The sequence below is a fragment of the Burkholderia sp. 9779_493 genome (assembly GCF_015712215.1).
Lineage (GTDB): Bacteria > Pseudomonadota > Gammaproteobacteria > Burkholderiales > Burkholderiaceae > Burkholderia > Burkholderia cenocepacia.
This window is the reverse complement of the sequence record NZ_JACCQA010000004.1, coordinates 91,416-117,650: the sequence shown is the minus strand read 5'-3', so window position 1 is coordinate 117,650 and position 26,235 is coordinate 91,416. Positions and strand designations below refer to the sequence as shown.

The 26,235-nt window shown below is 68.1% G+C and carries 24 protein-coding genes; 17 read left to right on the top strand and 7 right to left on the bottom strand.

Going from position 1 to position 26,235, the window contains the following annotated elements; translation table 11 throughout:
* The first annotated feature begins 72 nt into the window (after window positions 1-72).
* Together H0X95_RS05165 and H0X95_RS05160 are read left to right on the top strand one after the other, a co-directional pair.
* On the top strand, window positions 73-852 hold the full coding sequence (locus tag H0X95_RS05165) for a Smr/MutS family protein (protein WP_006496592.1): 780 nt from the start codon (window positions 73-75) through the stop codon (window positions 850-852).
* On the top strand, window positions 839-1,462 hold the full coding sequence (locus tag H0X95_RS05160) for a trimeric intracellular cation channel family protein (protein ID WP_006491172.1): 624 nt from the start codon (window positions 839-841) through the stop codon (window positions 1,460-1,462). Before H0X95_RS05165 ends, H0X95_RS05160 begins: the two co-directional genes overlap by 14 nt.
* 96 nt (window positions 1,463-1,558) lie before the next feature.
* Here H0X95_RS05160 and H0X95_RS05155 read toward each other — a convergent pair whose 3' ends face one another.
* The 4 genes from H0X95_RS05155 to H0X95_RS05140 all read right to left on the bottom strand — a co-directional run bounded on the left by H0X95_RS05155 (window position 1,559) and on the right by H0X95_RS05140 (window position 5,961).
* A complete protein-coding gene (locus H0X95_RS05155) occupies window positions 1,559-2,677 on the bottom strand; it encodes an ABC transporter ATP-binding protein (RefSeq protein WP_196445927.1) in 1,119 nt (372 codons plus the stop codon).
* A 112-nt stretch (window positions 2,678-2,789) separates the two neighbouring features.
* Entirely contained in the window at window positions 2,790-3,647 is an 858-nt protein-coding gene (locus tag H0X95_RS05150; protein WP_006496594.1) for a carbohydrate ABC transporter permease, read from the bottom strand.
* Complete coding sequence (locus H0X95_RS05145) at window positions 3,637-4,575, bottom strand: carbohydrate ABC transporter permease (protein ID WP_011544827.1); 939 nt, start codon at window positions 4,573-4,575, stop codon at window positions 3,637-3,639. The genes H0X95_RS05150 and H0X95_RS05145 overlap by 11 nt, the downstream gene beginning before the upstream one ends.
* A 138-nt stretch (window positions 4,576-4,713) precedes the next feature.
* Window positions 4,714-5,961, bottom strand: coding sequence for an ABC transporter substrate-binding protein (locus H0X95_RS05140; protein ID WP_006491170.1), 1,248 nt, complete (start codon window positions 5,959-5,961; stop codon window positions 4,714-4,716).
* Window positions 5,962-6,392: 431 nt separating this feature from the next.
* On the opposite strand from H0X95_RS05140, the gene zwf reads away from it, so the two are divergent.
* From zwf to H0X95_RS05125, 3 genes are all read left to right on the top strand, one after another.
* Window positions 6,393-7,862: a glucose-6-phosphate dehydrogenase gene (gene zwf, locus H0X95_RS05135; RefSeq protein ID WP_196445926.1), complete on the top strand. Its 1,470-nt coding sequence runs from the start codon at window positions 6,393-6,395 to the stop codon at window positions 7,860-7,862.
* An 88-nt stretch (window positions 7,863-7,950) separates the two neighbouring features.
* Window positions 7,951-8,631 carry a 6-phosphogluconolactonase gene (pgl, locus tag H0X95_RS05130; protein WP_006496597.1) on the top strand — a complete coding sequence of 227 codons (681 nt, stop codon included), beginning with the start codon at window positions 7,951-7,953 and terminating at the stop codon, window positions 8,629-8,631.
* Window positions 8,609-10,537, top strand: a complete 1,929-nt coding sequence (locus tag H0X95_RS05125) for a bifunctional transcriptional regulator/glucokinase (protein WP_006484254.1) — start codon at window positions 8,609-8,611, stop codon at window positions 10,535-10,537. The genes pgl and H0X95_RS05125 overlap by 23 nt, the downstream gene beginning before the upstream one ends.
* A 104-nt stretch (window positions 10,538-10,641) precedes the next feature.
* Here H0X95_RS05125 and H0X95_RS05120 read toward each other — a convergent pair whose 3' ends face one another.
* A complete protein-coding gene (locus H0X95_RS05120) occupies window positions 10,642-11,859 on the bottom strand; it encodes a Bcr/CflA family multidrug efflux MFS transporter (RefSeq protein WP_196445925.1) in 1,218 nt (405 codons plus the stop codon).
* Between the two features lie 249 nt (window positions 11,860-12,108).
* On the opposite strand from H0X95_RS05120, the gene H0X95_RS05115 reads away from it, so the two are divergent.
* The 9 genes from H0X95_RS05115 (at window position 12,109) to H0X95_RS05075 (ending at window position 20,210) form a co-directional block, all read left to right on the top strand.
* The gene (locus H0X95_RS05115) at window positions 12,109-12,561 is read left to right on the top strand and encodes a hypothetical protein (RefSeq protein WP_060266533.1); all 453 of its coding nucleotides are present in this window, start codon (window positions 12,109-12,111) and stop codon (window positions 12,559-12,561) included.
* Window positions 12,562-12,742: 181 nt separating this feature from the next.
* Window positions 12,743-14,026: a glutamate-1-semialdehyde 2,1-aminomutase gene (gene hemL, locus H0X95_RS05110; RefSeq protein WP_006496599.1), complete on the top strand. Its 1,284-nt coding sequence runs from the start codon at window positions 12,743-12,745 to the stop codon at window positions 14,024-14,026.
* 15 nt (window positions 14,027-14,041) lie between these two features.
* Window positions 14,042-15,163 (top strand): bifunctional diaminohydroxyphosphoribosylaminopyrimidine deaminase/5-amino-6-(5-phosphoribosylamino)uracil reductase RibD, encoded by a 1,122-nt coding sequence (gene ribD, locus H0X95_RS05105; RefSeq protein ID WP_196445924.1) that lies wholly within the window; start codon window positions 14,042-14,044, stop codon window positions 15,161-15,163.
* 14 nt (window positions 15,164-15,177) lie between these two features.
* Complete coding sequence (locus H0X95_RS05100) at window positions 15,178-15,807, top strand: riboflavin synthase (protein ID WP_006484245.1); 630 nt, start codon at window positions 15,178-15,180, stop codon at window positions 15,805-15,807.
* A 329-nt stretch (window positions 15,808-16,136) separates the two neighbouring features.
* Window positions 16,137-16,655: a DUF1993 domain-containing protein gene (locus tag H0X95_RS05095; RefSeq protein ID WP_059721563.1), complete on the top strand. Its 519-nt coding sequence runs from the start codon at window positions 16,137-16,139 to the stop codon at window positions 16,653-16,655.
* 142 nt (window positions 16,656-16,797) lie between these two features.
* Window positions 16,798-17,940 (top strand): bifunctional 3,4-dihydroxy-2-butanone-4-phosphate synthase/GTP cyclohydrolase II, encoded by a 1,143-nt coding sequence (gene ribBA / locus H0X95_RS05090; RefSeq protein WP_006496602.1) that lies wholly within the window; start codon window positions 16,798-16,800, stop codon window positions 17,938-17,940.
* 53 nt (window positions 17,941-17,993) lie between these two features.
* A complete protein-coding gene (gene ribH, locus H0X95_RS05085) occupies window positions 17,994-18,509 on the top strand; it encodes a 6,7-dimethyl-8-ribityllumazine synthase (protein ID WP_006476661.1) in 516 nt (171 codons plus the stop codon).
* On the top strand, window positions 18,506-18,943 hold the full coding sequence (nusB, locus tag H0X95_RS05080) for a transcription antitermination factor NusB (protein ID WP_006476662.1): 438 nt from the start codon (window positions 18,506-18,508) through the stop codon (window positions 18,941-18,943). The genes ribH and nusB overlap by 4 nt, the downstream gene beginning before the upstream one ends.
* A 70-nt stretch (window positions 18,944-19,013) precedes the next feature.
* Window positions 19,014-20,210, top strand: a complete 1,197-nt coding sequence (locus H0X95_RS05075) for a pyridoxal phosphate-dependent aminotransferase (protein ID WP_006484249.1) — start codon at window positions 19,014-19,016, stop codon at window positions 20,208-20,210.
* A gap of 107 nt (window positions 20,211-20,317) precedes the next feature.
* Here the strand turns inward: H0X95_RS05075 and H0X95_RS05070 are convergent, their stop codons facing one another.
* Complete coding sequence (locus tag H0X95_RS05070; RefSeq protein WP_006496604.1) at window positions 20,318-21,445, bottom strand: lytic transglycosylase domain-containing protein; 1,128 nt, start codon at window positions 21,443-21,445, stop codon at window positions 20,318-20,320.
* Between the two features lie 596 nt (window positions 21,446-22,041).
* Between H0X95_RS05070 and H0X95_RS05065 the strand changes: the two genes are divergently transcribed.
* Complete coding sequence (locus tag H0X95_RS05065) at window positions 22,042-23,598, top strand: UbiD family decarboxylase (protein WP_058901927.1); 1,557 nt, start codon at window positions 22,042-22,044, stop codon at window positions 23,596-23,598.
* A 58-nt stretch (window positions 23,599-23,656) separates the two neighbouring features.
* Window positions 23,657-24,325 carry a LysE family translocator gene (locus tag H0X95_RS05060; protein WP_048985380.1) on the top strand — a complete coding sequence of 223 codons (669 nt, stop codon included), beginning with the start codon at window positions 23,657-23,659 and terminating at the stop codon, window positions 24,323-24,325.
* Between the two features lie 118 nt (window positions 24,326-24,443).
* Here H0X95_RS05060 and H0X95_RS05055 read toward each other — a convergent pair whose 3' ends face one another.
* A complete protein-coding gene (locus tag H0X95_RS05055; RefSeq protein ID WP_006488565.1) occupies window positions 24,444-24,740 on the bottom strand; it encodes a hypothetical protein in 297 nt (98 codons plus the stop codon).
* A 515-nt stretch (window positions 24,741-25,255) separates the two neighbouring features.
* Here H0X95_RS05055 and H0X95_RS05050 point away from each other — a divergent pair.
* Window positions 25,256-26,185: a Rossmann-like and DUF2520 domain-containing protein gene (locus tag H0X95_RS05050; protein ID WP_006488556.1), complete on the top strand. Its 930-nt coding sequence runs from the start codon at window positions 25,256-25,258 to the stop codon at window positions 26,183-26,185.
* The last annotated feature ends 50 nt before the right edge of the window (window positions 26,186-26,235 follow it).

Here is a 26,235-nt window from a genome sequence, read left to right as displayed (position 1 = left end):
GAAAGCCGCTGCCGCCGCGCAGCGGCTTTTTTGTGCCCGCGCGCCCGAACGCGCCTGCCCTGTTATCGAATCATGGCGAAGAACCAGCCCCATCCGAGCGATCCCGCGAAGCGGAAGATCGCTGCCCGTCCCGTGACCCCGGCGCCCGAGGCGCCGCCGCCCGCCCTCGATGCGGCCGCGTTGCGCGGCCAGGGCCTCGCGGGCCTTGGCGCGTTGCGCAAGTCGCTGCAAGGCGAAGCCGACCGTCGCGAACGCGCGCGCATCGAAGCCGCGCAGGCCGAGCGCAAGGCGGAAGCCGACGCGAACCTGTTCCGCAACGAAATCGGCACGATCCGGCCGCTGAACGCGCCGCCGCGCGCGTCGTCCGGCCGCATGCCGCCCGACCCGGTGCCGAAACAGACGCAGCGCGACGAGGAAGCCGTGCTGAACGCGACGCTGTCCGACGAATTCGATCCCGAGACACTGCTCGACAGCGACGACTCGCTGTATTACCACCGCCCCGGCATCAGCCGCGACGTCGTGCGCAAGCTGAGAAGCGGTGCGTGGATCGTGCAGGCGCAGATCGATCTGCACGGGATGCGGCGCGACGAGGCGCGCGATGCGCTCGCCGAATTCATCCGCGAAGCCGGCAAGAAAGGGCTGCGCTGCCTGCGCGTGATCCATGGCAAGGGGCTCGGCTCGATCGGCAAGGAACCCGTGCTGAAGGGCAAGGTGCGCGCATGGCTCGTGCAGAAGGAAGAAGTGATCGCATTCTGCGAGGCGCGCGGCCACGACGGCGGCGCGGGCGCGGTGCTCGTGCTGCTGCAGCCGCACGCGGCGCCGGCCGACCGGGGGCCGCGTGCCGCATCCTAGGCTGACGCTCGCGATCGCGGTACTGGAGGCGATCGCCACGCTGGCCTTCGCGATTTCGGGGTTCATCGAGGCGCGCAAGAACCGTCTCGATTCGGTCGGCACGTTCGTCGTCGCGCTCGCGACCGCGTTCGGCGGCGGCACGCTGCGCGACATCCTGCTCGAGCGCCGGCCGTTCTACTGGGTCGTGCACGACGACTACGTGATCGCGATCTTCGTGCTCGCGCTGTTCGCGCCGTTCGTGCTGCGCATGCTGTCGCGGCTGTCGGCCGAACGGCTGCTGCTGATCGCCGATGCGATCGGGCTCGGCATCTTCAGCATCTCGGGCACGGCGATCGCGCTCGACGCCGAGATGCCGCGCTTCATCGCGGTGATGATGGGCGTGATTACCGGTGTGGTCGGCGGGATCGTCCGCGACGTGCTGTGCAACGACATTCCGCTGATCCTGCGCGATTCGCGGCCGTACGCGACCTGCGCGTTCGTCGGTTGCTGGTTCTACCTGCTGCTCGTGTGGCTGCAGTTCGACTCGGTGTACAGCGTGCTGCTCGCGACCGGCTTCATCCTCGTCGCGCGGCTCGCGACGTTCAAGTTCGACGTGCGATTGCCGCATTGACCGACGCGTCCGCGGACGCGTCAGCCGCAGCGCCGAAACGAAAAAAGGGGCCGTTCGATACGGCCCCTTTCTGTTTCGTTCAACCCAAGCGCCGCGTCACGCGATCCGCTCTTCCGATGCCGGATCGAACAGCACGGCCTTCGACACGTCGAACAGCAGCGACTGCGTCTGCCCCGGCTGCGGGTTCGCGGCCGGATGCACGCGGCTCACGATGCGCTTGCCGTTCACCTGCGCGAACACGTGCGTGTCCGGCCCGGTCGGCTCGGTCACGTCGACGCGCACGTCGATCGGCTGCAGGTTCGACGCCTCGCCGTTGTGCGCGTTGCGTGCGTCGGTGATGCGTTCCGGACGCAGGCCCAGGATCACCTCGCGGCCGACGTGCGACTTCAGCTTCGCCGCGTCGAACGGCAGAATCAGCGCGCTGCGCGCGAGGCCCGTGTCGATCTCGAGCGCGATTCCGCTGCCCTGCTCGACCAGCTTGCCGTTGATGAAGTTCATCGGCGGCGCGCCGATGAAGCCCGCGACGAACAGGTTCGACGGCGAATCGTAGATCTCCTGCGGCGCGCCGAACTGCTGGACCACGCCGTCCTTCATCACCGCGATCCGGTCGCCGAGCGTCATCGCCTCGATCTGGTCGTGCGTCACGTAGACGATCGTCGTGCCGAGACGCTGGTGCAGCAGCTTGATTTCCGCGCGCATCTCGATGCGCAGCTTCGCGTCGAGGTTCGACAGCGGTTCGTCGAACAGGAACAGCGACGGATCACGCGCGAGCGCGCGGCCCATCGCGACGCGCTGCCGCTGGCCGCCCGACAGCTGGCCCGGCTTGCGGTCGAGCAGGTGCTGGATCTGCAGCATCGCCGACACGCGGTCGACGATCTGCTGCTGCTCGCTCTTCGGCACCTTGCGGATGTTCAGCCCGAACGAAATGTTCTCGCGCACCGTCATCGACGGATACAGCGCGTACGACTGGAACACCATCGCGATGTCGCGATCCTTCGGCGACAGGTCGTTGACGACCTTGCCGTCGATGCAGATCTCGCCGCTCGTGACGGTCTCGAGCCCGGCGATCATGTTGAGCAGCGTCGATTTCCCGCAGCCCGAGCCGCCGACCAGGATCAGGAACTGTCCGTCCTCGATCTCGATGTCGACACCCTTCAGGACCGGCACCCCGTTCGGGTAGGTCTTGTACACGTCACGGATGGAAAGGCTTGCCATGCTGTGAATCCTCTGTCTCGTCTCGCGCGGCGCGCTCGGGCGCCGCGTCGGGTTCGTTTCGATGCGCCGCGCGTCCTGCGCGGCCGGTTCGTCGTATCGGATGAAGCCGCGCTTACCCCTTCACCGCGCCTGCCGTCAGCCCGCGCACGAAGTAGCGGCCGGCGACGATGTAGACGAGCAGCGTCGGCAGCGCGGCGATGATCGCGCCGGCCATGTCGACGTTGTATTCCTTCACGCCCGTCGACGTGTTGACGAGGTTGTTCAGCGCGACCGTGATCGGCATCGAATCGACGCCGGAGAACACGATCCCGAACAGGAAGTCGTTCCAGATCTGCGTGAATTGCCAGATCAGGCACACCATGAAGATCGGCAGCGACACCGGCAGCAGGATCTTCGTGAAGATCGTGAAGAAGCCCGCGCCGTCGATGCGCGCGGCCTTCACGAGTTCGGCCGGCACGCTCACGTAAAAGTTGCGGAAGAACATCGTCGTGAACGCGATCCCGTACACGACGTGCACGAACACGAGGCCCGGAATCGTGTTGGCGAGGCCGAGCATCCCCTGCAGGCGCGCCATCGGCAGCAGGATCACCTGGAACGGAATGAAGCAGCCGACCAGCATCATCGTGAACAGCGCGTCCGCGCCGCGAAAGCGCCAGTGCGTGAGCACGTAGCCGTTGAACGCGCCGATCAGCGACGAGATCAGCACGGCCGGGATCACCATCTGCAGCGAGTTCAGGAAGAACGGCTTCATCCCGTCGCAGCGCACGCCGGTACAGGCGCCGCTCCAGGCCTTCACCCACGGCTCGACGGTCCACGTGGTGGGCGGCGTCAGCAGGTTGCCGGTGCGCAGCTGGTCGAGGTCCTTGAACGACGTCGACAGCATCACGTAGATCGGGAACAGGAAATACAGCGCGAACAGGATCAGTGCCGCATAGATCACTGCCCGGCTGATCGTCATCTTAGGCTGCATTGCGGGTGCTCCTCGATTCCATATACATCAGCGGCACCAGCACCGCGACCACGGTCGCGAGCATCATCACCGAGGACGCCGCGCCGAGCCCGAGCTGGCCGCGGTTGAACGAAAACGTGTACATGAACATGGCCGGCAGCGACGACGACGTGCCCGGGCCGCCCGCGGTCAGCGCGACGACGAGGTCGAAGGTCTTGATCGTGATGTGGCAGAGGATCAGCAGCACCGAGAAGAACACCGGGCGCATGCTCGGGATCACGATCTTGCGGTAGATGGTGGGCAGCGTCGCGCCGTCGACCTGCGCGGCCTTGAAGATCTCGCCGTCGACGCCGCGCAGCCCCGCGAGGAACAGCGCCATCACGAAGCCGGTCGACTGCCACACGGCCGCGATCACCACGCAGAAGATCGCCTTGTCCGGATCGTCGAGCCAGCCGAACGAGAAGCTCGTCCAGCCCCAGTCGTGCATCACCTTCTCGAGGCCGAGGCCCGGGTTCAGGATCCACTGCCACGCGGTGCCGGTGACGATGAACGACAGCGCCATCGGGTACAGGAAGATCGCGCGCAGCGCGCCTTCGTTGCGGATCCGCTGGTCGAGCAGGATCGCGAGGAACAGCCCGAGCCCGACGCAGATCGCGATGAACGGAATCCCGAACCAGCCGAGGTTCGCGGCGGAGGTCCACCACACGTCGTTCTGGAACAGGTCCGTGTAACGGCCGAAGCCGTCGAATTCGTAGTTGGGCAACAGCCGCGAGCGGGTCAGCGACAGATAGCCGGTAATCAGGATGAAGCCGTAGATGAACACCACGGCGATCGCGACGCTCGGCGCGAGCACGAGCTTCGGGATCCAGCGATCGGCGAAGGCCGACATCGGCGACGTACGCCGTGCGGCGGCAGCGCCGGATCCGTTTCCGCTAAGAGGGGCAGCCACTTGATTCGACTCCTGGAACGAGGGCGGCGCAGGCCGGGCCGGCGCCGGGTACGGCACGGACCCGCGGGCGAGCCCGTTTGCTGCACATGCAAAAACGCCCGGCCGATGAAGCGTGTCCGGCCGGGCGCCTGGCGCGCGTTACTTGACCTTCGCGGCCTTCGCGAGCGCGGCGACCGCGCTCTTCGAATCCTGCTGCGAGTTCATGAACTTCGTCACGACGTCGGTGATCGCGCCGGCGGTCGCGTCGCCTTGCGCCATGCCGTGCGCGAGCGACGGCACGAAGCCGCCCGACTTGATCGCGGTCTGCTCGTCGGCATACGACTTCTTCGCGCAGTCGTCGAACTTGTCCATCTTCACGCCGAGACGCACCGGCACCGAGCCCTTCAGCAGGCTGAACTGCTCCTGGAAGTCCGGCGTCATGATCGTCTTCGCGAGCGCGAGCTGGCCCGGCGTCGCGTTCTTCTCGCCCTTCTGCTGGAAGAACACGAACGAATCGACGTTGAACGTGTACGAATTCGCGGTGCCCGGCACCGGCGCGCAGACGTAGTCCTTGCCCGCCTTCTTGCCGGCGTTCTCGAACTCGCCCTTCGCCCAGTCGCCCATGAACTGCATGCCGGCCTTGCCGTTGATGACCATCGCGGTCGCGAGGTTCCAGTCGCGGCCGTTACGGCCGGTGTCGAAGTAGCCCTGGATCTTGCGCACCGTGTCGAACACTGACAGCATCTGCGGCGACGTCAGCGTCGCCTGGTCGAGGTCGACCAGCGCCTTCTTGTAGAACGCCGGGCCCTGCGACAGCACGACGTCTTCCCACAGCGTCAGGTCCTGCCACGGCTGGCCGCCCATCGCGACCGGCTGGATGCCCGCGGCCTTCAGCTTGTCGGCCACCGCGAAGAATTCGGGCCAGGTGGTCGGCACCTTCGCGCCGACCTTGTCGAGCGCGGCCTTGTTGATGTACAGCCAGTTGACGCGGTGCACCGAGAACGGCGCGGCGACCGTATGGCCCTTGTACTTGATGATCTTGTCGATTTCCGGCGGCAGGTTCTGCTTCCAGTCGCCGGCGGCCGAATCGATGTTGACGAGCACGCCCTGGTCAGCCCAGTCCTGGATCAGCGGGCCCTTGATCTGCGCGGCCGACGGGGAATCGCCGCTGATCACCTTGGTCTTCAGCGCGGTCATCGCCGCGGCGCCAGCGCCGCCCGCGACCGCGAAGTCCTTCCACACGTAGCCCTGCTTCTGCAGGTCGTCCTTCAGCACGCCGACGGCCTTCGACTCGCCGCCCGAGGTCCACCAGTGCAGCACGGTTACGTTCTCGGCTGCCTGCGCCGCCACGGCGCCAGCCATCAGACCCGCGGCGCAGAGCGCGCCCATGATCGAGCGAACTTTCATTACTTATCTCCTCCAGACTGAATCAACTCGTGAGGTTCCCCGACGGGGAACCGGCTTCTTGATAAACGACGGGGAAATCGAGCCGCGGGACGCATGCAGCGTACGGGGCCGATGACCGGCCGGGCTCTTACAGAAAGCGTGAATCGAGATTCAACGGCGTGTCTCCTCTTTGTGTTTCTGGCCCACCGCGATGCCGCGGCGCGAGCCCGGGGGCGACGGCGCGCGATGATGCGCTCCGTCAATGTCCGATACCATTCGGCACAAGGCGTTCCCGAAGGCGAAGCTCGCGCAGTTCATCGACCGCACTTCTTTTTTTCTTCACCCAGGTGCTACCCCTTGCGGCGGATTGTAGTTAAACTACAATTCAGTGTCAAAAATATTTTTATCGCACTACGGATCGCTTCCCAGCACCCCCAACACGGCGGAGACACATGCATACCGATTCCAGCTTTACCTTCGTACTTTTCGGCGGCACCGGCGATTTGTCGATGCGCAAGATCCTGCCCGCGCTGTTCGAAGCGCACCGCGCGAACATGCTGGCGGACGGCGGCCGGATCGTGGCCGTCGCGCGGCACGAATCGGATCGGGCAGGCTATCTCGAATGGGTCGATACGCACGTGAAGCCGCATGCGGCGAAGGCGGCCGGCAACGCGTTCGACGACGCGGCATGGAAGTCGTTTCTCGAGCGCATCGAATACGTGAAGCTCGATCTCGGCCGTGCGGAGGACTACGTCGTGCTGCGCGACGCGATCGCATTGCTGCCCGGCATCCGCGTGTTCTATCTCGCGACCGGCCCGTCGCTGTTCGTGCCGATCTGCAAGGCGCTCGCGTCGGTCGGCCTGAACGAAGGCTCGCGCATCGTGCTCGAGAAACCGCTCGGCTACGACCTGAAGTCGTCGAACGCGATCAACGACGCGGTCGGCGAGATCTTCGCGGAAGGCCAGATCTACCGGATCGACCACTACCTCGGCAAGGAGCCGGTACAGAACCTGCTCGCGCTGCGCTTCGGCAACGCGCTGTTCGAGCCGCTGTGGCGCCGCGAATGGGTCGAGAGCATCCAGATCACGATCGCGGAAGAGCTCGGCGTCGAGGCGCGCGGCGATTTCTACGACAATACGGGCGCGCTGCGCGACATGGTGCAGAACCACCTGCTGCAGCTGCTGTCGATCGTCGCGATGGAGCCGCCGCACTCGATGGATTCCGACTCGGTGCGTGACGAGAAGCTGCGCGTGCTGCGCGCGCTGAAGCCGGTCGATCCGCGCGACATCGGCAAGGTCGCGGTGCGCGGCCAGTATCATGCGGGCGTGATCAAGGGCGCGCAGGTGCCGGCCTACGCGACCGAGCCGGGCGTGAAGCCCGACAGCCAGACCGAAACGTTCGTCGCGCTGAAGGTCGAGATCGAGAACTGGCGCTGGGCCGGCGTGCCGTTCTTCCTGCGCACCGGCAAGCGTCTGGCCGACCGAGTCGCGGAGATCGTCGTCAACTTCCGCCCGGTGCCGCATTCGGCGCTCGGCCCGACCGCGCTGCGCCCCGGTTCGAACCGTCTCGTGATCCGGCTGCAGCCGAACGAGACGATCCGCCTGTACTGCCTCGCGAAGCAGCCGGGCGAAGGGATGAACCTCGCGAGCGTGCACCTCGACCTCGCGTTCGACCAGTTCTTCAAGGAAGGGCAGATGGAGGCGTACCAGCGCCTGCTGCTCGACGTGATCAACGGCCGGCTCGCCCTGTTCGTGCGGCGCGACGAACAGGAGGCCGCATGGCAGTGGGTCGAGCCGATCCTGAACGAATGGGCGCGCACGCTGAAGCCGCCGAAGCCGTACGCGGCGGGCACGTGGGGGCCGGCCGCGTCGAGCGCGATGCTCGCGCAGCACGACACCTGCTGGCTCGAAGAAGAAAACTGATGCAGACCGTTGCCGCATACGCCACCGTGCGCGGCAACGTGCCCCACGATTCGTACGATTTGAACAGACAAAGCAGTCCGGAGGAGATGTGATCGAGATCCACGCTTTCGACACCCAGGAAGCGCAAAGCGAAGCGCTCGCGCGCGCCGTCGGCGACGCGCTGCGCGCGGCGCTCGCCGGCCCCGCGCGCCCGACGCTCGCGGTGTCCGGCGGCACCAGCCCGCGCCCGTTCCTGCACACGCTGTCGCATGCGGCGCTCGACTGGGCCGGCGTCGACGTCACGCTGGTCGACGACCGCTGGGTGCCGGACGACGACGCGGCCAGCAATGCGCAACTCGTGCGCGACACGCTGCTGCAGCACGCGGCGGCCCCTGCCCGCTTCCTGCCGCTCGTCGACACGCGCAGCACGCTCGACGCGCACGTCGCCGCGTTGAACGCGAACCCCGACTACCGCGTGCCGACCGTCGCCGTGCTCGGCATGGGCGAGGACGGCCACACCGCGTCGATCTTCGCCGACGCACCCGAATGGGACCACGCGATCACGACGCCCGAGCGCTTCGTCGCCGTGCATCCGGGCGCGGCGCCGCATGCCCGCGTGAGCTTTTCGCTCGATGCGCTCAAGCGCGTCGACCGGCTGTTCCTGCTGATCGCGGGCGCCCGCAAACGCGACGTGCTCGACGCCGCGGCCGCGTCGCTGCAGAAGAACGCGATTTCCCAACTGGCCAACGACAAGGGGACCCAGCTCGATGTCTACTGGTGCGCAAAGTAAGGCGGTCGTCGCGGGTCAGCATGCCGACGGCCCGCGCCTGCTCGCGGACGTCGGCGGCACCAACGCGCGCTTCGCGCTGGAAACCGGCCCCGGCGAGATCACGCAGATCCGCGTCTATCCCGGCGCCGACTATCCGACGCTCACCGACGCGATCCGCAAATACCTGAAGGACGTGAAGATCAGCCGCGTGAACCACGCGGCGATCGCGATCGCCAATCCGGTCGACGGCGATCAGGTCACGATGACCAACCACGACTGGAGCTTCTCGATCGAGGCGACGCGCCGCGCGCTCGGCTTCGACACGCTGCTGGTCGTCAACGACTTCACCGCGCTGGCGATGGCGCTGCCGGGCCTGACCGACGCGCAGCGCGTGCAGATCGGCGGCGGCACGCGCCGCCAGAACAGCGTGATCGGCCTGCTCGGGCCGGGCACCGGGCTCGGCGTGTCGGGGCTGATTCCGGCCGACGACCGCTGGATCGCGCTCGGCAGCGAAGGCGGCCACGCATCGTTCGCACCGCAGGACGAGCGCGAGGATCTGGTGCTGCAGTACGCGCGCAAGAAGTTTCCGCACGTGTCGTTCGAACGCGTGTGCGCGGGCCCCGGCATGGAGATCATCTATCGCGCGCTCGCCGCGCGCGACAAGAAGCGCGTCGCCGCGACCGTCGACACGGTCGAGATCGTCGAGCGCGCGCATGCGGGCGACGCGCTCGCGCTCGAGACGGTCGAATGCTTCTGCGGAATTCTCGGCGCGTTCGCGGGCAGCGTCGCGCTGACGCTCGGCGCGCTCGGCGGCGTGTACATCGGCGGCGGCGTCGCGCTGAAGCTGGGCGAGCTGTTCACGCGCTCGTCGTTCCGCGCGCGCTTCGAGGCGAAGGGCCGCTTCACGCACTATCTCGAGAACATCCCGACCTACCTGATCACCGCCGAATACCCGGCGTTCCTCGGCGTGTCGGCGATTCTCGCGGAGCAGTTGTCGAACCGCTCCGGCGGCGCGTCGTCGGCCGTGTTCGAGCGGATCCGCCAGATGCGCGACGCGCTGACGCCGGCCGAGCGCCGCGTGGCCGATCTCGCGCTGAACCATCCGCGCTCGATCATCAACGATCCGATCGTCGACATCGCGCGCAAGGCCGACGTGAGCCAGCCGACCGTGATCCGCTTCTGCCGCTCGCTCGGCTGCCAGGGGCTGTCGGACTTCAAGCTGAAGCTCGCCACCGGGCTCACCGGCACGATCCCGATGAGCCACAGCCAGGTGCATCTCGGCGACACGGCCACCGACTTCGGCGCGAAGGTGCTCGACAACACGGTGTCCGCGATTCTGCAACTGCGCGAGCACCTGAATTTCGAGCACGTCGAGAACGCGATCGAGATCCTGAACGGCGCGCGGCGCATCGAGTTCTACGGGCTCGGCAACTCGAACATCGTCGCGCAGGACGCGCACTACAAGTTCTTCCGCTTCGGGATTCCGACGATCGCGTACGGCGACCTGTACATGCAGGCCGCGTCGGCCGCGCTGCTCGGCAAGGGCGACGTGATCGTCGCGGTGTCGAAGTCGGGCCGCGCGCCCGAGCTGCTGCGCGTGCTCGACGTCGCGATGCAGGCCGGCGCGAAGGTGATCGCGATCACGTCGAGCAACACGCCGCTCGCGAAGCGCGCGACCGTCGCGCTCGAGACCGACCACATCGAGATGCGCGAGTCGCAGTTGTCGATGATCTCGCGGATCCTGCATCTGCTGATGATCGACATCCTCGCGGTCGGCGTCGCGATCCGTCGCGCGTCGACGAACGGCGAGCTGCCCGAGGCCGTTGCCCAGGCGAAGGCGCGCGCCAGCGACGACGAAACGGCCGACGTGCTCGACTGGCTGAGCCACGGCGCGTCGCCGGCGGCGAAGGACGTCGCGCGGGACTGACGCATCGCGCGGCGTCCGCCGCTTCACGCGTCCCGACGAACAACGCCACCGGCGCATCGCGCGCGGTGGCGTTTTTCATCGTGCGGCCCGCCGGGCGATGCGGCTCAGGCGCCCGCTTTCGCCGGCCGGCCGTGCCAGCGCAGCACGAGATAGCGCCCGGCGAAGCACAGCACGCCGCAAACGCCGATCGTCACGCCCATCGCGAACGGCGTGCCGTCCGCGAGCGCGCCGATCGCGACGCTCGCCAGCGCGCCGAGCGCGAGCTGCATCGCGCCGAACACGGCCGCCGACGCGCCCGCGTTGTGCGGATAGCGGTGCATCAGGTCGGTCGTGCAGTTCGCGGACAGGATCCCGACCACGCCGACGACGAAGAACAGGCACACGACGATCGACCACAGCCCGCCCCACCCCGTCAGCGCGACGAGCGCGACCGCGAGCGACGCGATGCAGCTCACGAGCGACGCGGCCGCGATGATGCGCAGCGAACCGATGCGGCCGACGAGGCGCGTATTCGCGAAGTTGCCGATCATGATCCCGACGACGTTCAGGCCGAACAGCAGCCCGTAGTGCTGCGGCGACACGTGGAAATACTCGATGTACACGAACGGCGTCGCGGTGATGTACGAGAACATCGACGCGAACGCCATCCCGCCGCACAGCATGTGCCCCCATGCGACGGGGTCGGACAGGATGCGCCCGTACGACGCGAACGACGCGAGCACGGCCGCGCTCTTGCGCCGCTCCTTCGGCCAGGTTTCGGGCACGCGCAAGTACGCGGTCGTCGCGCAGATCGCGCCGAACACGGCCAGCACGACGAACACGCCGCGCCAGCCGGAGAAGCGCAGGATCTGGCCGCCGATCAGCGGCGCGAGCAGCGGCCCGACCGCGGTGACGATCGCGACCATCGACAACACCTTCGCCGCGTCGCTCGGCTCGTGCGCGTCACGCGCGATCGCCCGCGCGAGCACCGACGCGGCACCGGCGCCGAGCGCCTGCAGAAAGCGCACGACGATCAGCATGTCGATCGAACCCGACACGAAGCAGCCGATGCTCGCGAGCGTGAACAGCGCGATCCCGCCGAGCAGCACGGGACGGCGGCCCCACGTGTCGGACAGCGGGCCGTACAGCAGCATGCCGATCGAGAAGCCCGCCATGAAACTGGTCAGCGTGCGCTGCGCGGCGCCGGGGCTCACGGAGAAGCTGCCGGCGATCGACGGCAGGCTCGGCAGGTACATGTCGGTGGCGATCGGCCCGCAGGCCGCGAGCGCGCCGAGCAACAGGATCAGCCGGGCATCGGGCCGGCGCCGGACGACGTGGGACATGGGTATCCGGAATGGGAGCCCGCGCGCATCGGGGCGCGCGTGGCGGTGAAGACGGGAAGCCGCGCCGCAAGCGGCGCGTTCAGGCCCATGATTGTACGCGCAACTTTTTTGCCTGCCTCGGGCCGCGTCCGGCGGCGGGCGCGGCGACGTCCGCGCCTGCCGTTTGCCGGACGAACGCGCGGGCGGATTCGATTAAGCTTGCTGCTGCTTGTTTCTCTTGTCTGACCCATTCGACGTACGACCGAACCGATGACCGCTTTCCTGCTGATCTGGAGCCCCAAGAAATGGCCGTGGCCCGAGTTGCCCGACGTCGCCGCGCGCGTGAAGGCCGGCGAGGCCGTGCATGACGTGTGGGGCTGCGGCTTCGCGCGCGGCATCCTGCCGGGCGACCGCGTGTTCCTGCACCGCGTCGCTAAGGAGCCCAAGGGTGTATTCGGCTCCGGCTACGTGACGCGCGCGCCGTACGAGGTGCCCGATCCGTCGACGAAGCGCGGCTACCGGCTGTGCATCGACTTCGTGTACGACTGGCTGGTCGATGCGCACCAGGACGTCGTGATCGCGCGCGACGCGCTGGGCGTTCACCCGTATTCGGTACAGACCTGGGATGCACAGACGTCCGGCACGTCGATCAAGCCGATGGTCGAAGGTCCGCTCGAAAAGCGCTGGGCCGAGTTGACCGGCAAGCGCAAGCCGCCGCGATAGCCAAAAACCGGGTCGAATCCCGCGCGCCCTTTTTCGCGCGGCCGACTCCCCGCGCGCCGAAAGGCCGCAGACCGGCCCGCGGGCCTGCCGCGCGTGTCTCCGGTACAATCGGACGATCGTTCCGCCCAGGCGCCGCGGCCCGTGCACAGGCCTCCGCGCCCTTCTCTCGCAGGTTTCGCCCATGTCCAACAATCAGATCCTCTTCGAACGCGCCCAGAAGACCATTCCCGGCGGCGTCAACTCGCCGGTGCGCGCCTTCCGCTCGGTCGGCGGCACGCCGCGCTTCGTCGCGCGCGCGCAAGGCCCGTATTTCTGGGACGCCGACGGCAAGCAGTACATCGACTACATCGGCTCGTGGGGCCCGATGATCGTCGGCCACGTCCATCCGGAAGTGCTGTCGGCCGTGCAGAACGTGCTCGCCGACGGCTTCTCGTTCGGCGCGCCGACCGAAGCCGAGATCGAGATCGCGGAGGAAATCTGCAAGCTCGTGCCGTCGATCGAGCAGGTGCGGATGGTGTCGAGCGGCACCGAGGCGACGATGAGCGCGCTGCGTCTCGCGCGCGGCTTCACGGGCCGCAGCCGCATCGTCAAGTTCGAAGGCTGCTACCACGGCCACGCGGACAGCCTGCTGGTCAAGGCCGGCTCGGGCCTGCTGACGTTCGGCAACCCGACGTCGGCCGGCGTGCCCGCCGACATCGCGAAACACACGACCGTCCTCGAATACAACAACGTCGCCGCGCTGGAAGAAGCCTTCGGCGCGTTCGGCGACGAGATCGCCGCGGTGATCGTCGAGCCGGTCGCCGGCAACATGAACCTCGTGCGCGGCACGCCCGAATTCCTGAACGCACTGCGCGCGCTGTGCACGAAGCACGGCGCCGTGCTGATCTTCGACGAGGTGATGTGCGGATTCCGCGTCGCGCTCGGCGGCGCGCAGGCGTACTACGGCATCGCGGCCGACCTCACCTGCCTCGGCAAGGTGATCGGCGGCGGGATGCCGGCCGCCGCGTTCGGCGGCCGCCGCGACATCATGGCCCACCTCGCGCCGCTCGGCGGCGTCTACCAGGCCGGCACGCTGTCGGGCAACCCGATCGCGGTCGCCGCGGGCCTGAAGACGCTGCAACTGATCCAGGCACCCGGATTCTACGACGCGCTCACCGCGCAGACGAAGCGGCTCGCCGACGGCCTCGCGGCGGAAGCGCGCGCGGCCGGCGTGCCGTTCGCGGCCGACTCGATCGGCGCGATGTTCGGCCTGTACTTCGCCGAGCGCGTGCCGACCAGCTTCGCGGAAGTCACGAAGAGCGACGTCGCGCGCTTCAACCGCTTCTTCCACCTGATGCTCGACGAGGGCGTGTACTTCGCGCCGTCCGCGTACGAAGCCGGCTTCGTGTCGAGCACGCACGACGACGCGGTGATCGACGCGACGCTCGCGGCCGCGCGCCGCGCGTTCGCGGCCCTCGCCGCCTGACCCGGGGCCGCGCGCATGTTCTCGGATACCGATTTCGCCCACATGCAGCGCGCGCTAGCGCTCGCCGCGCGCGGCATGTACACGACCGCGCCGAATCCGCGCGTCGGCTGCGTGATCGTCAAGGACGGCGACGTGATCGGCGAAGGCTTCACGCAGCCGGCCGGCCAGGACCACGCGGAAGTCCAGGCGCTGAAGGACGCGCGCTCGCGCGGCTACGACGTCGCGGGCTCGACCGTCTACGTGACGCTCGAACCGTGCAGCCATTTCGGCCGCACGCCGCCGTGCGCGAACGCGCTGATCGACGCGCGCGTCGCAAAGGTGGTCGCGGCGATGGAAGACCCGAACCCGCAGGTGTCGGGGCGCGGCCTCGGAATGCTGCGCGACGCCGGCATCGACGTGCGCTGCGGGCTGCTCGCGCATGAGGCCGGCGAACTGAACATCGGCTTCGTGTCGCGGATGACGCGTGGCCGCCCGTGGGTGCGGATGAAGACCGCCGCGTCGCTCGACGGCCGCACCGCGCTGCCGTCCGGCGAAAGCCAGTGGATCACCGGCGAGGCCGCGCGCCTCGACGGCCACGCGTGGCGCGCCCGCGCGTGCGCGATCCTCACCGGCATCGGCACCGTGCGCGAGGACAATCCGCTGCTGACCGTGCGCGGTATCGACACGCCGCGTCAGCCGCAACGCATCCTGGTGGACAGCCGCCTCGACCTGCCGCTCGACGCGCGGCTGCTCGAAGGCGCGCCGCTGCTGATCTTCTGCGGCCGGCTCGACGCCGCAGGCGAACTACGCGCGAACGTGCTGAAGTCGCGCGGCGCGGAAATCGTGCCGCTCGCGAATGCGCACGGCAAGGTCGACCTGCCCGCGATGCTGGCGGCGCTCGGCGCGCGCGGCGTCAACGAACTGCACGTCGAGGCCGGCCACAAGCTGAACGGTTCGCTGCTGCGCGAACGGTGCGTCGACGAATTGCTGGTGTATCTGGCGCCGAGCCTGCTGGGCGCCGACGCGGCCGGCATGTTCGATCTCGCCGCGCCGGCCAGTCTCGATGCACGTACCCGGTTGTCGTTCCACGGTATCGAGCGGATCGGCGACGATCTGCGGATCCTCGCGCGTGTCGTGCCGCCCGACGCCTCTCACTGAACGGAATCGTCACGATGTTTACCGGAATTGTCGCGGCCGTCGGCCGCATCGAATCGATCGCCCCGCTCGGCACGTCGGCCGACGCCGGTGTGCGCCTGACCGTGCAGGCCGGCGGGCTGGACCTGGCCGATGTCGCGCTCGGCGACAGCATCGCGATCCAGGGCGCATGCATGACGGTGATCGAGAAGACCGACACCACGTTCGACGTCGACGTGTCGCGCGAAAGCCTGAACCGGACGGTCGGCCTCGCGCAGCCCGGCGAGGTGAACCTCGAGAAGGCGCTGCGCGCGCACGACCGCCTTGGCGGGCATATCGTATCGGGCCATGTGGACGGACTCGGTACCGTGTCGCGCTTCGCGCCCGTCGGCGAGTCGCACGAACTGCGAATCGTCGCGCCGCGCGAACTCGGCCGCTATCTCGCGTACAAGGGCTCGATCACGGTGAACGGCGTGAGCCTGACCGTGAATGCGGTCGACGATCGCGCGGACGGCTGCGAATTCTCGATCAACCTGATTCCGCATACGGTCGACGTCACGACGCTGCGCCATGTGAAGGCCGGCGACAAGGTCAACCTCGAAGTCGACATGATCGCGCGCTATGTGGAGCGGATGCTGTCGGCGTCGCAGGGCGTGCATCAGGACTGACCGGGCAGCGCCGCCGCGTCCTGTACAGGGAATGACGGCCGACGGTGCGGCCGGCCGCCGCATCAATCGTCGGCGTCGGCCGAGCGGGCCGCGCCGAGCAGGAATCCGGCCCTACTTCGTGCCGCGCCACTCCGTCGCCGGCCATCCGACACGCTTGCATCGGAATCGCGTTCGGTCGATGGCCGTCGGGCCAGCCGACACCTGGCCGAACAGCCAACGACGCGCACGGGTCATGCCGTCGCGCTAAGATGCGTCGACAGCGGTTTCCACGCCGCCACGCACGACGCGCCGCATCGCGGCCGCGCATCTTCCCACAGGAGTTCGTCCCCATGTCCATCTCGATGTACCAGGCTTCGCTGCCCGTCCTGATCCGCGGCCTCACCAACCTGCAGCACATCCTCGGCAAGGCGCAGGCGCATGCGGCCGAAAAGCAGATCGACCCGTCGGTATTCATCGGCGCACGCCTCTACCCGGACATGCTGCCGCTCGCCCGTCAGGTCTACATCGCGACCGACACAGCGAAGGGCTGCGCCGCGCGGCTCGCCGGCGCCGAGATCCCGAGCTACCCGGACGTCGAGCAGAGCTTCGACGAGCTGCACGCGCGCATCCAGAAGACGATCGACTACCTGAAAAGCTTCGACGCCGCACAGATCGACGGCAGCGAGACGCGCCAGATCGTGCTGAAGATGCGCGTCGGCCCGATCGAGTTCACCGGCCAGTCGTACCTGCTGAACTTCGTGCTGCCCAACTTCTTCTTCCACGTGACGACCGCGTACGACATCCTGCGCCACAGCGGCGTCGAGCTCGGCAAGCTGGACTACCTCGGCGGGCGCAACGAGCAAGCGTGACGCCCGGCCCGCAACCGTCCGCGCCTGCGCGCAGGCCGGCCGCAGCGCTTTCCGGAGCACGCGCGGGCCCCGCGCGGCCCGCGCCAGCCGAAACGCCGTCCGGCTGGCGTAAAATACGCACTTTCCTCTTTCTCGCCCCCTTATGACGCTCGCCTCCACGCTCGACATCATCGCCGAGCTGAAAGCCGGCCGGATGGTGATCCTGGTCGACGAAGAAGACCGCGAAAACGAGGGCGACCTCGTGATCGCCGCCGAATTCGTCACACCGGAAGCGATCAACTTCATGGCCAAGTACGGCCGCGGCCTGGTTTGTCTGACGTTGACGCAGGAACGCTGCAAGCAGCTTCACCTGCCGCTGATGACCTACCGCAACGGCACGCAGTACGGCACCGCGTTCACGGTCAGCATCGAAGCGGCCGAAGGCGTGACGACCGGCATCTCGGCCGCCGACCGGGCGCACACGATCGCCACGGCGGTCGCGCACGACGTGCGCCCCGAGCACATCGTGCAGCCGGGCCACGTGTTCCCGATCATGGCGCAGCCGGGCGGCGTGCTCGTGCGCGCCGGCCACACCGAGGCCGGCTGCGACTTCACCGCGCTCGCGGGCCTCACGCCGGCCGCGGTGATCTGCGAGATCATCAAGGACGACGGCACGATGGCGCGCCTGCCGGACCTGATCGAATTCGCGAAGGAACACAACCTGAAGATCGGCACGATCGCCGACCTGATCCAGTACCGCAGCCGCACCGAATCGATCATCGAGCGGATCGCCGAGCGCACGATGCAGACCGCGCACGGCACGTTCCGCGCGGTGCTGTACCGCGACCAGCCGAGCGGCTCGCCACACATCGCGCTGGTGCGCGGCGCCCCGTCGCCCGACGTCGATACGCCGGTGCGCGTGCACGAGCCGCTGTCGGTGCTCGACCTGCTCGAAACGGGCGTGTCGACCCACTCGTGGACGCTCGACGCCGCGATGCGCGACATCGCGGAGCGCGACCTCGGCGTGATCGTGCTGCTCAATTGCGGCGATACGAAGGAACACCTGATCGACGTCTTCAAGGCGTTCGACGAGGAAGAAAAGGCCGCTGCGCTCAAGCGCCGGCCGGTCGATTTCAAGACGTTCGGCATCGGCGCGCAGATCCTGCGCGATGTCGGCGTCGGCAAGATGCAGGTGCTGTCGAATCCGCGCAAGCTGGGCAGCATGTCCGGCTACGGCCTCGAAGTCACGGGCTTCATTCCGATGCCCGGCGGCGAAGCCAAGTCCTGCCCGGCGTCCCACGCGTAATCCGCCACGGCGCTTTCGCCCTATAACCGTTCATCCACACCACGGACCAGATCATGGAAATCGGACAATACCAACCGAATCTCGAAGGCGACGGCCTGCGTATCGGCATCGTGCAATCGCGCTTCAACGAACCCGTGTGCAACGGCCTCGCCGACGCGTGCGTCGAAGAACTGGAGCGCCTCGGCGTCACCGGTGAAGACGTGCTGCTCGTATCGGTGCCCGGCGCGCTGGAAATCCCGCTCGCGCTGCAAAAGCTCGCCGAAAGCGGCCAGTTCGACGCGCTGATCGCGCTCGGCGCGGTGATCCGCGGCGAGACCTACCATTTCGAACTCGTGTCGAACGAGAGCGGCGCGGGCATCACCCGCATCGGCCTCGACTTCAACCTGCCGATCGCGAACGCGGTCCTGACCACCGAAAACGACGAGCAGGCCGTCGCGCGCATGACCGAAAAGGGTCGTGACGCCGCACGCGTGGCCGTCGAGATGGCCAACCTGACGATGGCGCTCGATCAGCTCGGCGACGACGAGGACGAAGAGGAAGACGAAGACGACGAAGAGGAGCGCGCATGAAGAAGAGCGCCCGCCGACAATCGCGCGAGCTGGCGACGCAGGGCCTGTATCAGTGGCTGCTGTCGAACGCGCCCTCCGGCGAGATCGACGCGCAACTGCGCGGCGCGCTCGGTTACGACAAGGCTGACAAGGAACTGCTCGAAGCGATCCTGCACGGCGTGATCCGCGAGCATGCGACGCTCGTCGAAGCGCTGGCGCCGTCGCTGGACCGTCCGATCGATCAGCTGTCGCCGGTCGAACGCGCGGTGCTGCTGATCGCGACGTTCGAGCTCACGCACCACGTCGAAACGCCGTACCGCGTGATCATCAACGAAGCCGTCGAACTCGCGAAGACGTTCGGCGGCTCCGACGGCTACAAGTACGTGAACGGCGTGCTCGACAAGCTGGCCGCGAAGCTGCGCCCCGCCGAAACGCAGGCGCGTCGCAACGGCTGATACCGTTGGTTGGTCCACGGGCGCGCAAGCGCCCGTTTTTCATTCCTTTCTCCCTCCGCCCTGCCCGCCGATGAATACCACCGCCGATTCGCTCGTCACGCTCGCCGCACGCGTCGACGCGATCCAGCCCTTTCATGTGATGGAACTGATGAAGGAGGCACAGCGGCTCGAGTCCTTGGGGCGCGATGTTATCCACATGGGCATCGGCGAGCCCGATTTCACCGCGCCGGAGCCGGTGGTCGAGGCCGCGGCGGCCGCGCTGCGCCGCGGCGTCACGCAATACACGAGCGCGCTCGGGATTGCGCCGCTGCGCGAGGCGATCGCCGCGCACTATGCACACGCGTACGGCCTCACGATCAGCCCCGAGCGGATCGTCGTGACGGCCGGCGCATCGGCCGCGCTGCTGCTCGCGTGCCTCGCGCTGGTCGGCCGCGACGACGAAGTGCTGATGCCCGACCCGTCATACCCGTGCAACCGGCACTTCGTCGCGGCGGCCGAAGGCCGTCCGGTGCTCGTGCCGAGCGGCCCGGACGCGCGCTTCCAGCTCACCGAGCACGACGTCCGCACGCACTGGAACGACCGCACGCGCGGCGTGCTGCTCGCGTCGCCGTCGAACCCGACCGGCACGTCGCTCGAACCGGACGAACTGAAGCGGATCGTCGAAGCAGTGCGCGCACGCGGCGGCTTCACGATCGTCGACGAGATCTACCAGGGGCTCAGCTACGACGCCGCCCCCGTGTCGGCGCTGTCGTTCGGCGACGACGTGATCACCGTGAACAGCTTCTCGAAGTATTTCAGCATGACCGGCTGGCGGCTCGGGTGGCTCGTCGTGCCGCCAGCCCTCGTCGGCACGTTCGAGAAGCTGTCGCAGAACCTGTTCATCTGCCCGTCCGCCCTCGCGCAACACGCGGCGCTCGCCTGCTTCGAACCGGCCACGCTCGACATCTACGAAACGCGCCGGCTCGAATTCAAGCGCCGCCGCGATTTCATCGCACCGGCGCTCGAGCGGCTCGGCTTCACGGTGCCGGTGATGCCGGACGGCGCGTTCTATGTGTATGCGCATTGCGGCGGCGTCGCCCACCCGGCGGCCGGCGACAGCGCCGCGCTCACGCAGGCGATGCTGCACGACGCAGGCGTGGTGCTGGTGCCGGGCATGGACTTCGGCGTCCATGCCCCGCGCGACTATATCCGCCTGTCCTATGCGACGGCCTACTCGCGGCTCGAAGAGGCCGTCGACCGGCTCGCGACGCTGTTCGGCGAGCATTGACGCCGCGGCGAGCACGCCGGCCGCTTCCCGCACCGCAAAAGAAAAAGGCACCCGAATCGGGTGCCTTTTCTTCATCTGCGCCAGTCGGAGCCGCACGGAACGCGACGTTACGCGCCGAGCTCCGAATGATCGCCGTGCGACTGCTTCGCGGTATCGACGCTCGCGTCGTCCTGCGGGGCCGCTTCCTTCGGCGCTGCCTTGACCGTCGTCGCGCCGTCGAGCGTCGCATGCACGCGCTTCGCGCCGCCTGCCGCGGCCGTCACGGCTGCGGCGGTGACAATCGGCTTCGCGGGTTGCGCGGGCGCCTGCGGTGCGTTGATCGGCACGCTGCGGCCACGCGCGACGTCGCGCAGGCGGCCGCGCTCGGCCATCACCTTCGAACCGTAGCCGTTGTCGTCGGGATTCGTCGAGCCGTTGTACAGGCGCAGGCCGTTCGCGAGCGAGCCGCCGCGCGCGATGCAGTCCTTCAGCACGAGTGCGCCGACCTGCAGGTTTGCGAGCGGTTGCAGTGCGGTGTCGGTGCCGCCGAAATACTCGAACTTGTCGGAATGGACCTTCGACATCACCTGCATCAGGCCCTTCGCGCCGACACCGCTTTCGGCGTACGGGTTGAAGCCCGACTCGATCGCCATCACGGATAGCAGCAGCAGCGGATCGAGGCCGACGTCACGACCGGTCTGGAACGCCGCCTTGACGAGCTGGCCGAGCGGCTCCTGGGCGACGCGGTAACGGCGCGACAAATACGTGGCGACGAGCGCCTGTTCCCGGTTCGACGCGAGCGCGCGATCGTCGCGGGCATCGGCCGCCACGCGCTGGATCGGAATCAGCTTGGCCAGTGCGACCGGCGACGGACCGTTGCGGGCCGGATCGGACGCATCACCCTGGACGCCTTGCGCGGTGGCTTCCGGTGCGACATCGAGGCCGACCGCAAGCGCATCCGTTTCGGGCGCATCGTCCTGCTGCGGCTGCGCACCGGCAGGCGCGAAGTTCGGCAGCGGATGGCCGGACAGCAGACGGGCCGGACCGGCCTGCACGGCCGCGGATACGACCGGCATCAGCTTCGCGGCGAGCGTGCCGCGGACGGTTGGCAGCAGCCACAGCGCAAGCGCAACCGCGACAGCAAGACAGCCGACAACGCTGAATAGATGGTGACTGACACGCGTCCCGCGACGCAGCAAGTTGCGCACGATTTGCGCATGCTGCTCAGTGGGACGCCACGATAACCAAGCGTTCATTCAGATCATCTCCCATGAACATGACTCGTGCGGCTCGCTCAGCTCGATGGCGAGACAGAAAACGCGCCGCGGAATCACGACGCCGCGCGCCTTGGTTGGGACGCGCAAGCATCGGGGAAACGGTATAAGTACCGTTCGAGGCCACGGTGTAAGAGGGCCGGCGCCTTCGCACACTGGCGAGGCGGGCATACGCGGTGGCACCCACGCAAAAAACCAGCGTCTGGTGGCGCTGGCTGGGACTACGACAAAGGCCGTCGAAGACGCCGTGCAGGATTCGGCGGACGGTGACGCGCTGCGTCAAAGATCGGTGATTGGCGGCTCGAAGCCTTTTACCCTGCAACCAATGTGAGCGGATTCTAGCAGGGTTTTATAGATCGTCAACACTATAAAACCTCGAAATTATAACAAAAAGTAATTTAAAACCCCTCTTCAGAACGCAAGCCCCGTGCCGTAGGGGGTTTGCGCGCGGTCGACTTTTTTCTCCGCCGGGCGGTCGTGCGGCTGCCCGGGTAAAATCGTCGGTCGATTCGGGGTCGCAGCCGGCCGCTGCGCCCGCCCATCGCTGCCCGTGCATACGGGCGGCCCGGACCTTCTTCATGAAATACAAAGACTTACGCGATTTCATTCAGCGCCTCGAGGCGCTCGGCGAACTGCGGCGCGTCACGCAGCCCGTGTCGCCCGTGCTCGAAATGACCGAGCTGTGCGACCGCGTGCTGCGCGCCGGCGGCCCCGCACTGCTGTTCAACGCGCCGCCCGGCAATGCATTCCCGGTGCTCGGCAACCTGTTCGGCACGCCGCGCCGCGTCGCGCTCGGGATGGGCGTCGATGCGGGCGACGATGCCGCGCTCGGCTCGCTGCGCGACCTCGGGCGCCTGCTGTCCGCGCTGAAGGAGCCCGATCCGCCGAAGAGCCTGAAGGATGCCGGCAAGCTGCTGTCGCTAGCGAAGGCCGTGTGGGACATGGCGCCGAAGTCGGTGTCGTCGCCGCCGTGCCAGGAGATCGTCTGGGAAGGCGCGGACGTCGACCTGAACAAGCTGCCGATCCAGACCTGCTGGCCCGGCGATGCGGGGCCGCTCGTCACGTGGGGCCTGACGGTCACGCGCGGGCCGAACAAGTCGCGCCAGAACCTCGGCATCTACCGCCAGCAGTTGATCGGCCGCAACAAGCTGATCATGCGCTGGCTCGCGCACCGCGGCGGCGCGCTCGATTTCCGCGAGTTCGCGCTGCAGAATCCGGGCAAGCCGTATCCGGTCGCGGTCGTGCTCGGCGCCGATCCGGCCACCACGCTCGGCGCGGTGACGCCGGTGCCCGATTCGCTGTCCGAGTATCAGTTCGCCGGCCTGCTGCGCGGCAGTCGCACGGAGCTCGCGAAGTGCCTGACGCCCGGCGTCGACACGCTGCAGGTGCCCGCGCGCGCGGAGATCGTGCTCGAAGGCTTCATTCATCCGCAGGACGGCGCCCCTGCCCCCGCTCCGGCCGGCGCGCCGCCGCGCCCGGCCGGCAACGCGGCGGCCGCGTACGAGCACGCGCTCGAAGGGCCGTACGGCGACCACACCGGCTATTACAACGAGCAGGAGTGGTTTCCGGTGTTCACCGTCGAGCGCATCACGATGCGCCGCGACGCGATCTACCATTCGACCTACACGGGCAAGCCGCCCGACGAACCCGCGGTGCTCGGCGTCGCGCTCAACGAGGTGTTCGTGCCGCTGCTGCAGAAGCAGTTCACGGAAATCACCGACTTCTACCTGCCGCCCGAAGGCTGCAGCTACCGGATGGCCATCGTCCAGATGAAGAAGAGCTACGCGGGCCATGCCAAGCGCGTGATGTTCGGCGTGTGGAGCTTCCTGCGGCAGTTCATGTATACGAAGTTCATCGTGGTCGTCGACGAGGACGTGAACATCCGCGACTGGAAGGAAGTGATCTGGGCGATCACGACGCGCGTCGACCCCGTGCGCGACACTGTGATGGTCGACAGCACGCCGATCGATTATCTCGACTTCGCGTCGCCGGTGGCCGGACTCGGCTCGAAGATGGGGCTCGACGCGACCAACAAGTGGCCGGGCGAAACCAGCCGCGAATGGGGTCGCCCGATCGAGATGGACGCGGCCGTGAAGGCGCGTGTCGACCGGCTGTGGCAGGAGATCGGCCTCTGACGCCAGGCGGCCGGCGCCCGCCGGCTCGCGCATCGCAATCGCCGCAAGCACCCAGAAGATGAGCTTTCCGCCCGCGTCCATGCTGTCCGACGGATTCTTTCTGTCGCTATCGTTGTGTCTCGACATCGGCCTCGTGAACGTCGCGATGCTGTCGCTCACGCTATCGCACGGCTTCCGGCCGGGCTTCTGGCTCGGCCTCGGGTCGTGCGTCGGCGATCTCGTCTATGCGGCGCTCGCGCTCGCGGGAATGGCCGTGCTGCTGCAGTTCGAACCCGTGCGCTGGATCGTGTGGATCGGCGGCGGCGCGGTGCTGCTGTTCCTCACGTGGAAGATGGCGCGTGAAGCGCTGACGCCGGTCAAGGCAGCTGGCGACGAAGCAGACGACGCCCCCCAGCCGCGGGCGAGCGCGCGGCGCAGCTTTCTGCGCGGGATGCTGCTCGCGATGTCGTCGCCGAGCGCGATCCTGTGGTTCGCGGCGGTCGGCGGCGCGCTGATCGCGAAAGCCGGTGCGACCACCCCGGCGACCGCGTCGGTGTTCCTGTCGGGCTTCTTCCTCGGCGGCCTCGCATGGACGCTGTTCATGTGCACGCTCGCGAGCCAGGGCCGCAAGCGCGCGGGCGCCGGGCTGATGCGGGCCTGCCACATCGCGTCCGCGCTGCTGTTCGCGTACTTCTCGTACAGCGTGATCGTCGGCGGCTACCGCGACCTGATCGTGCACGCGGTGTAATCGCGGCCGCCCTGCGCGAGCCGGGCACGGTATCGCAGCCCCCAAAGAAAAACGGCGCAGCGCCCCTCGCGGGACGTTGCGCCGTTTTGCCACGCGCGGTCAGGCCGCGCGGGACGAATCAGCGACGCCAGTAGCCGTGATGGCCCCAGCCGCCATAACCATGGCGCCAGTACGGGCGACCGTAGTAACCGCCGACGACCACGGCGGGCGGCGGCGCATAGTAGGCCGGCGCGGGCGCGTAGTACACGGGCGGAGGCGGCGGCGCGTAGTACACGGGCGGCGGCGGTGCATAGACGGGATACGCGGGTGCGACCGGGATACCGATGCCGACCCCGATCGACACGTGAGCCTGCGCGGCGCTTGCGGCACCCAGGCCCAGCGCGGCGGCGGCGATGAACGGAATGAGCTTTTTCACTTCGATTCTCCTGCTGGAGCGGTATTTTAGGCGCTCCTGTCGGCAACGGCGGGCATGCACGTCGCATGCAAGCAATGTAGCGAAAACCCGCCCCGCGCGTATCGTGCATTTGTTGCAAATTGCAATTGCACGCGGCCGGAGCCGCCGCGCGGCGCGGCGCCCGGTGCGGGCGATGACCCTTGCGGGTCGCGCGATTCCGTCCGAGGAGTCGGGTCGCAACACGACGGCCGGTCAGTCTTACCGGATCCGGCGCGTGCAACCGGCCGGCATGCGTAATGAACGATTACAAATTCGAGACAAGATGCCGACGTTTCAAGCGGGAGGCAGGCGCGTGGCATTTCGGGGTCGGATTCCATGATGCTGACGCCGCTGCGATACCGGCCGTCGGCCTGCGTACAGATCGCCGCGCCTACCGGTAATTCATACATGCGACCGCTCCGCAACCGGCCTTCCACGACACCGCCGTCATTCCTGCGATACTGGCGGTTGCTTCGTTTTTGCTTACATCCGCTGCCATGCCCCTTCCGGACCCACCCCGCCTCGGCTTCATCGGCGCCGGCCGCCTCGCGCGCTGTGTCGCGCAGCGCTTCGCGCAGGCCGGCTTCCCGGTCGTCGCGATCGCGAGCCGCACGCCCGCGTCGGCCGCCGGCCTCGCCGCGCGCATCGACGGCTGCCGCGCGGTCGACACCGCGCAGCAGGTGGTCGACGCCGCCGACCTGATCTTCCTGACGACGCCCGACGATCATCTCGCGTCGAGCGCCGCCGCACTGCGCTTCGACGCATCGCGCGCCGCCAGTCAGGCGCTCGTCCATTGCAGCGGCGCGTCGGCGGTCGCGCTGCTCGATCCGGCGAAGCAGCAAGGCGCGGCCACCGGCGGCTTTCATCCGCTCTATCTGTTCGGCGGCACCGACGCCGACCTCGCGCGCATCGACGGCTGCTCGGTCACGATCGAAGCGGACGGCGCGCTGCACGCGGCGCTGATGCGACTTGCCGCCGCACTCGGCTGCCATCCGCTGTCGATCCCGGCCGGCGGCCGGATGCTGTATCACGCGGCCGCGCACTACGCGGCGAGCTTCGCGCTGTGCGGGCTGTCGGAAGCGGTCGAGCTGTGGCGCGGCCTCGGGTTCGACGAGGACGCCGCGCTGCGTGCGCTGTTGCCGATGCTCGCCGGCACGATCGAGACCGCGCGCGACAAGGGGCTCGCGAATGCGCTGTCGGGCCCGGTGTCGCGCGGCGACACGGGCATCGTCGAGCGCCAGCTCGCGCTGCTCGAGGCGCGCGGCGGCGATCACGCGGCGCTGTATGCGCTGCTGACGCGCCGCGCGGTCGCGCTCGCGGCGAAGCGCGCGACGCCGCCGGCGTCGTTGCCGGCGCTGGCCGAAGCCGTCGAAACCTCGCTCGCACGGGTGGCCGCGCGCCCCTCCCCGTCGCGCGACGAGGCGTGATAAGGTGTCGGCCGATGCGCCGCCAACCGGCGTTGGCGGCCGCACGCTAC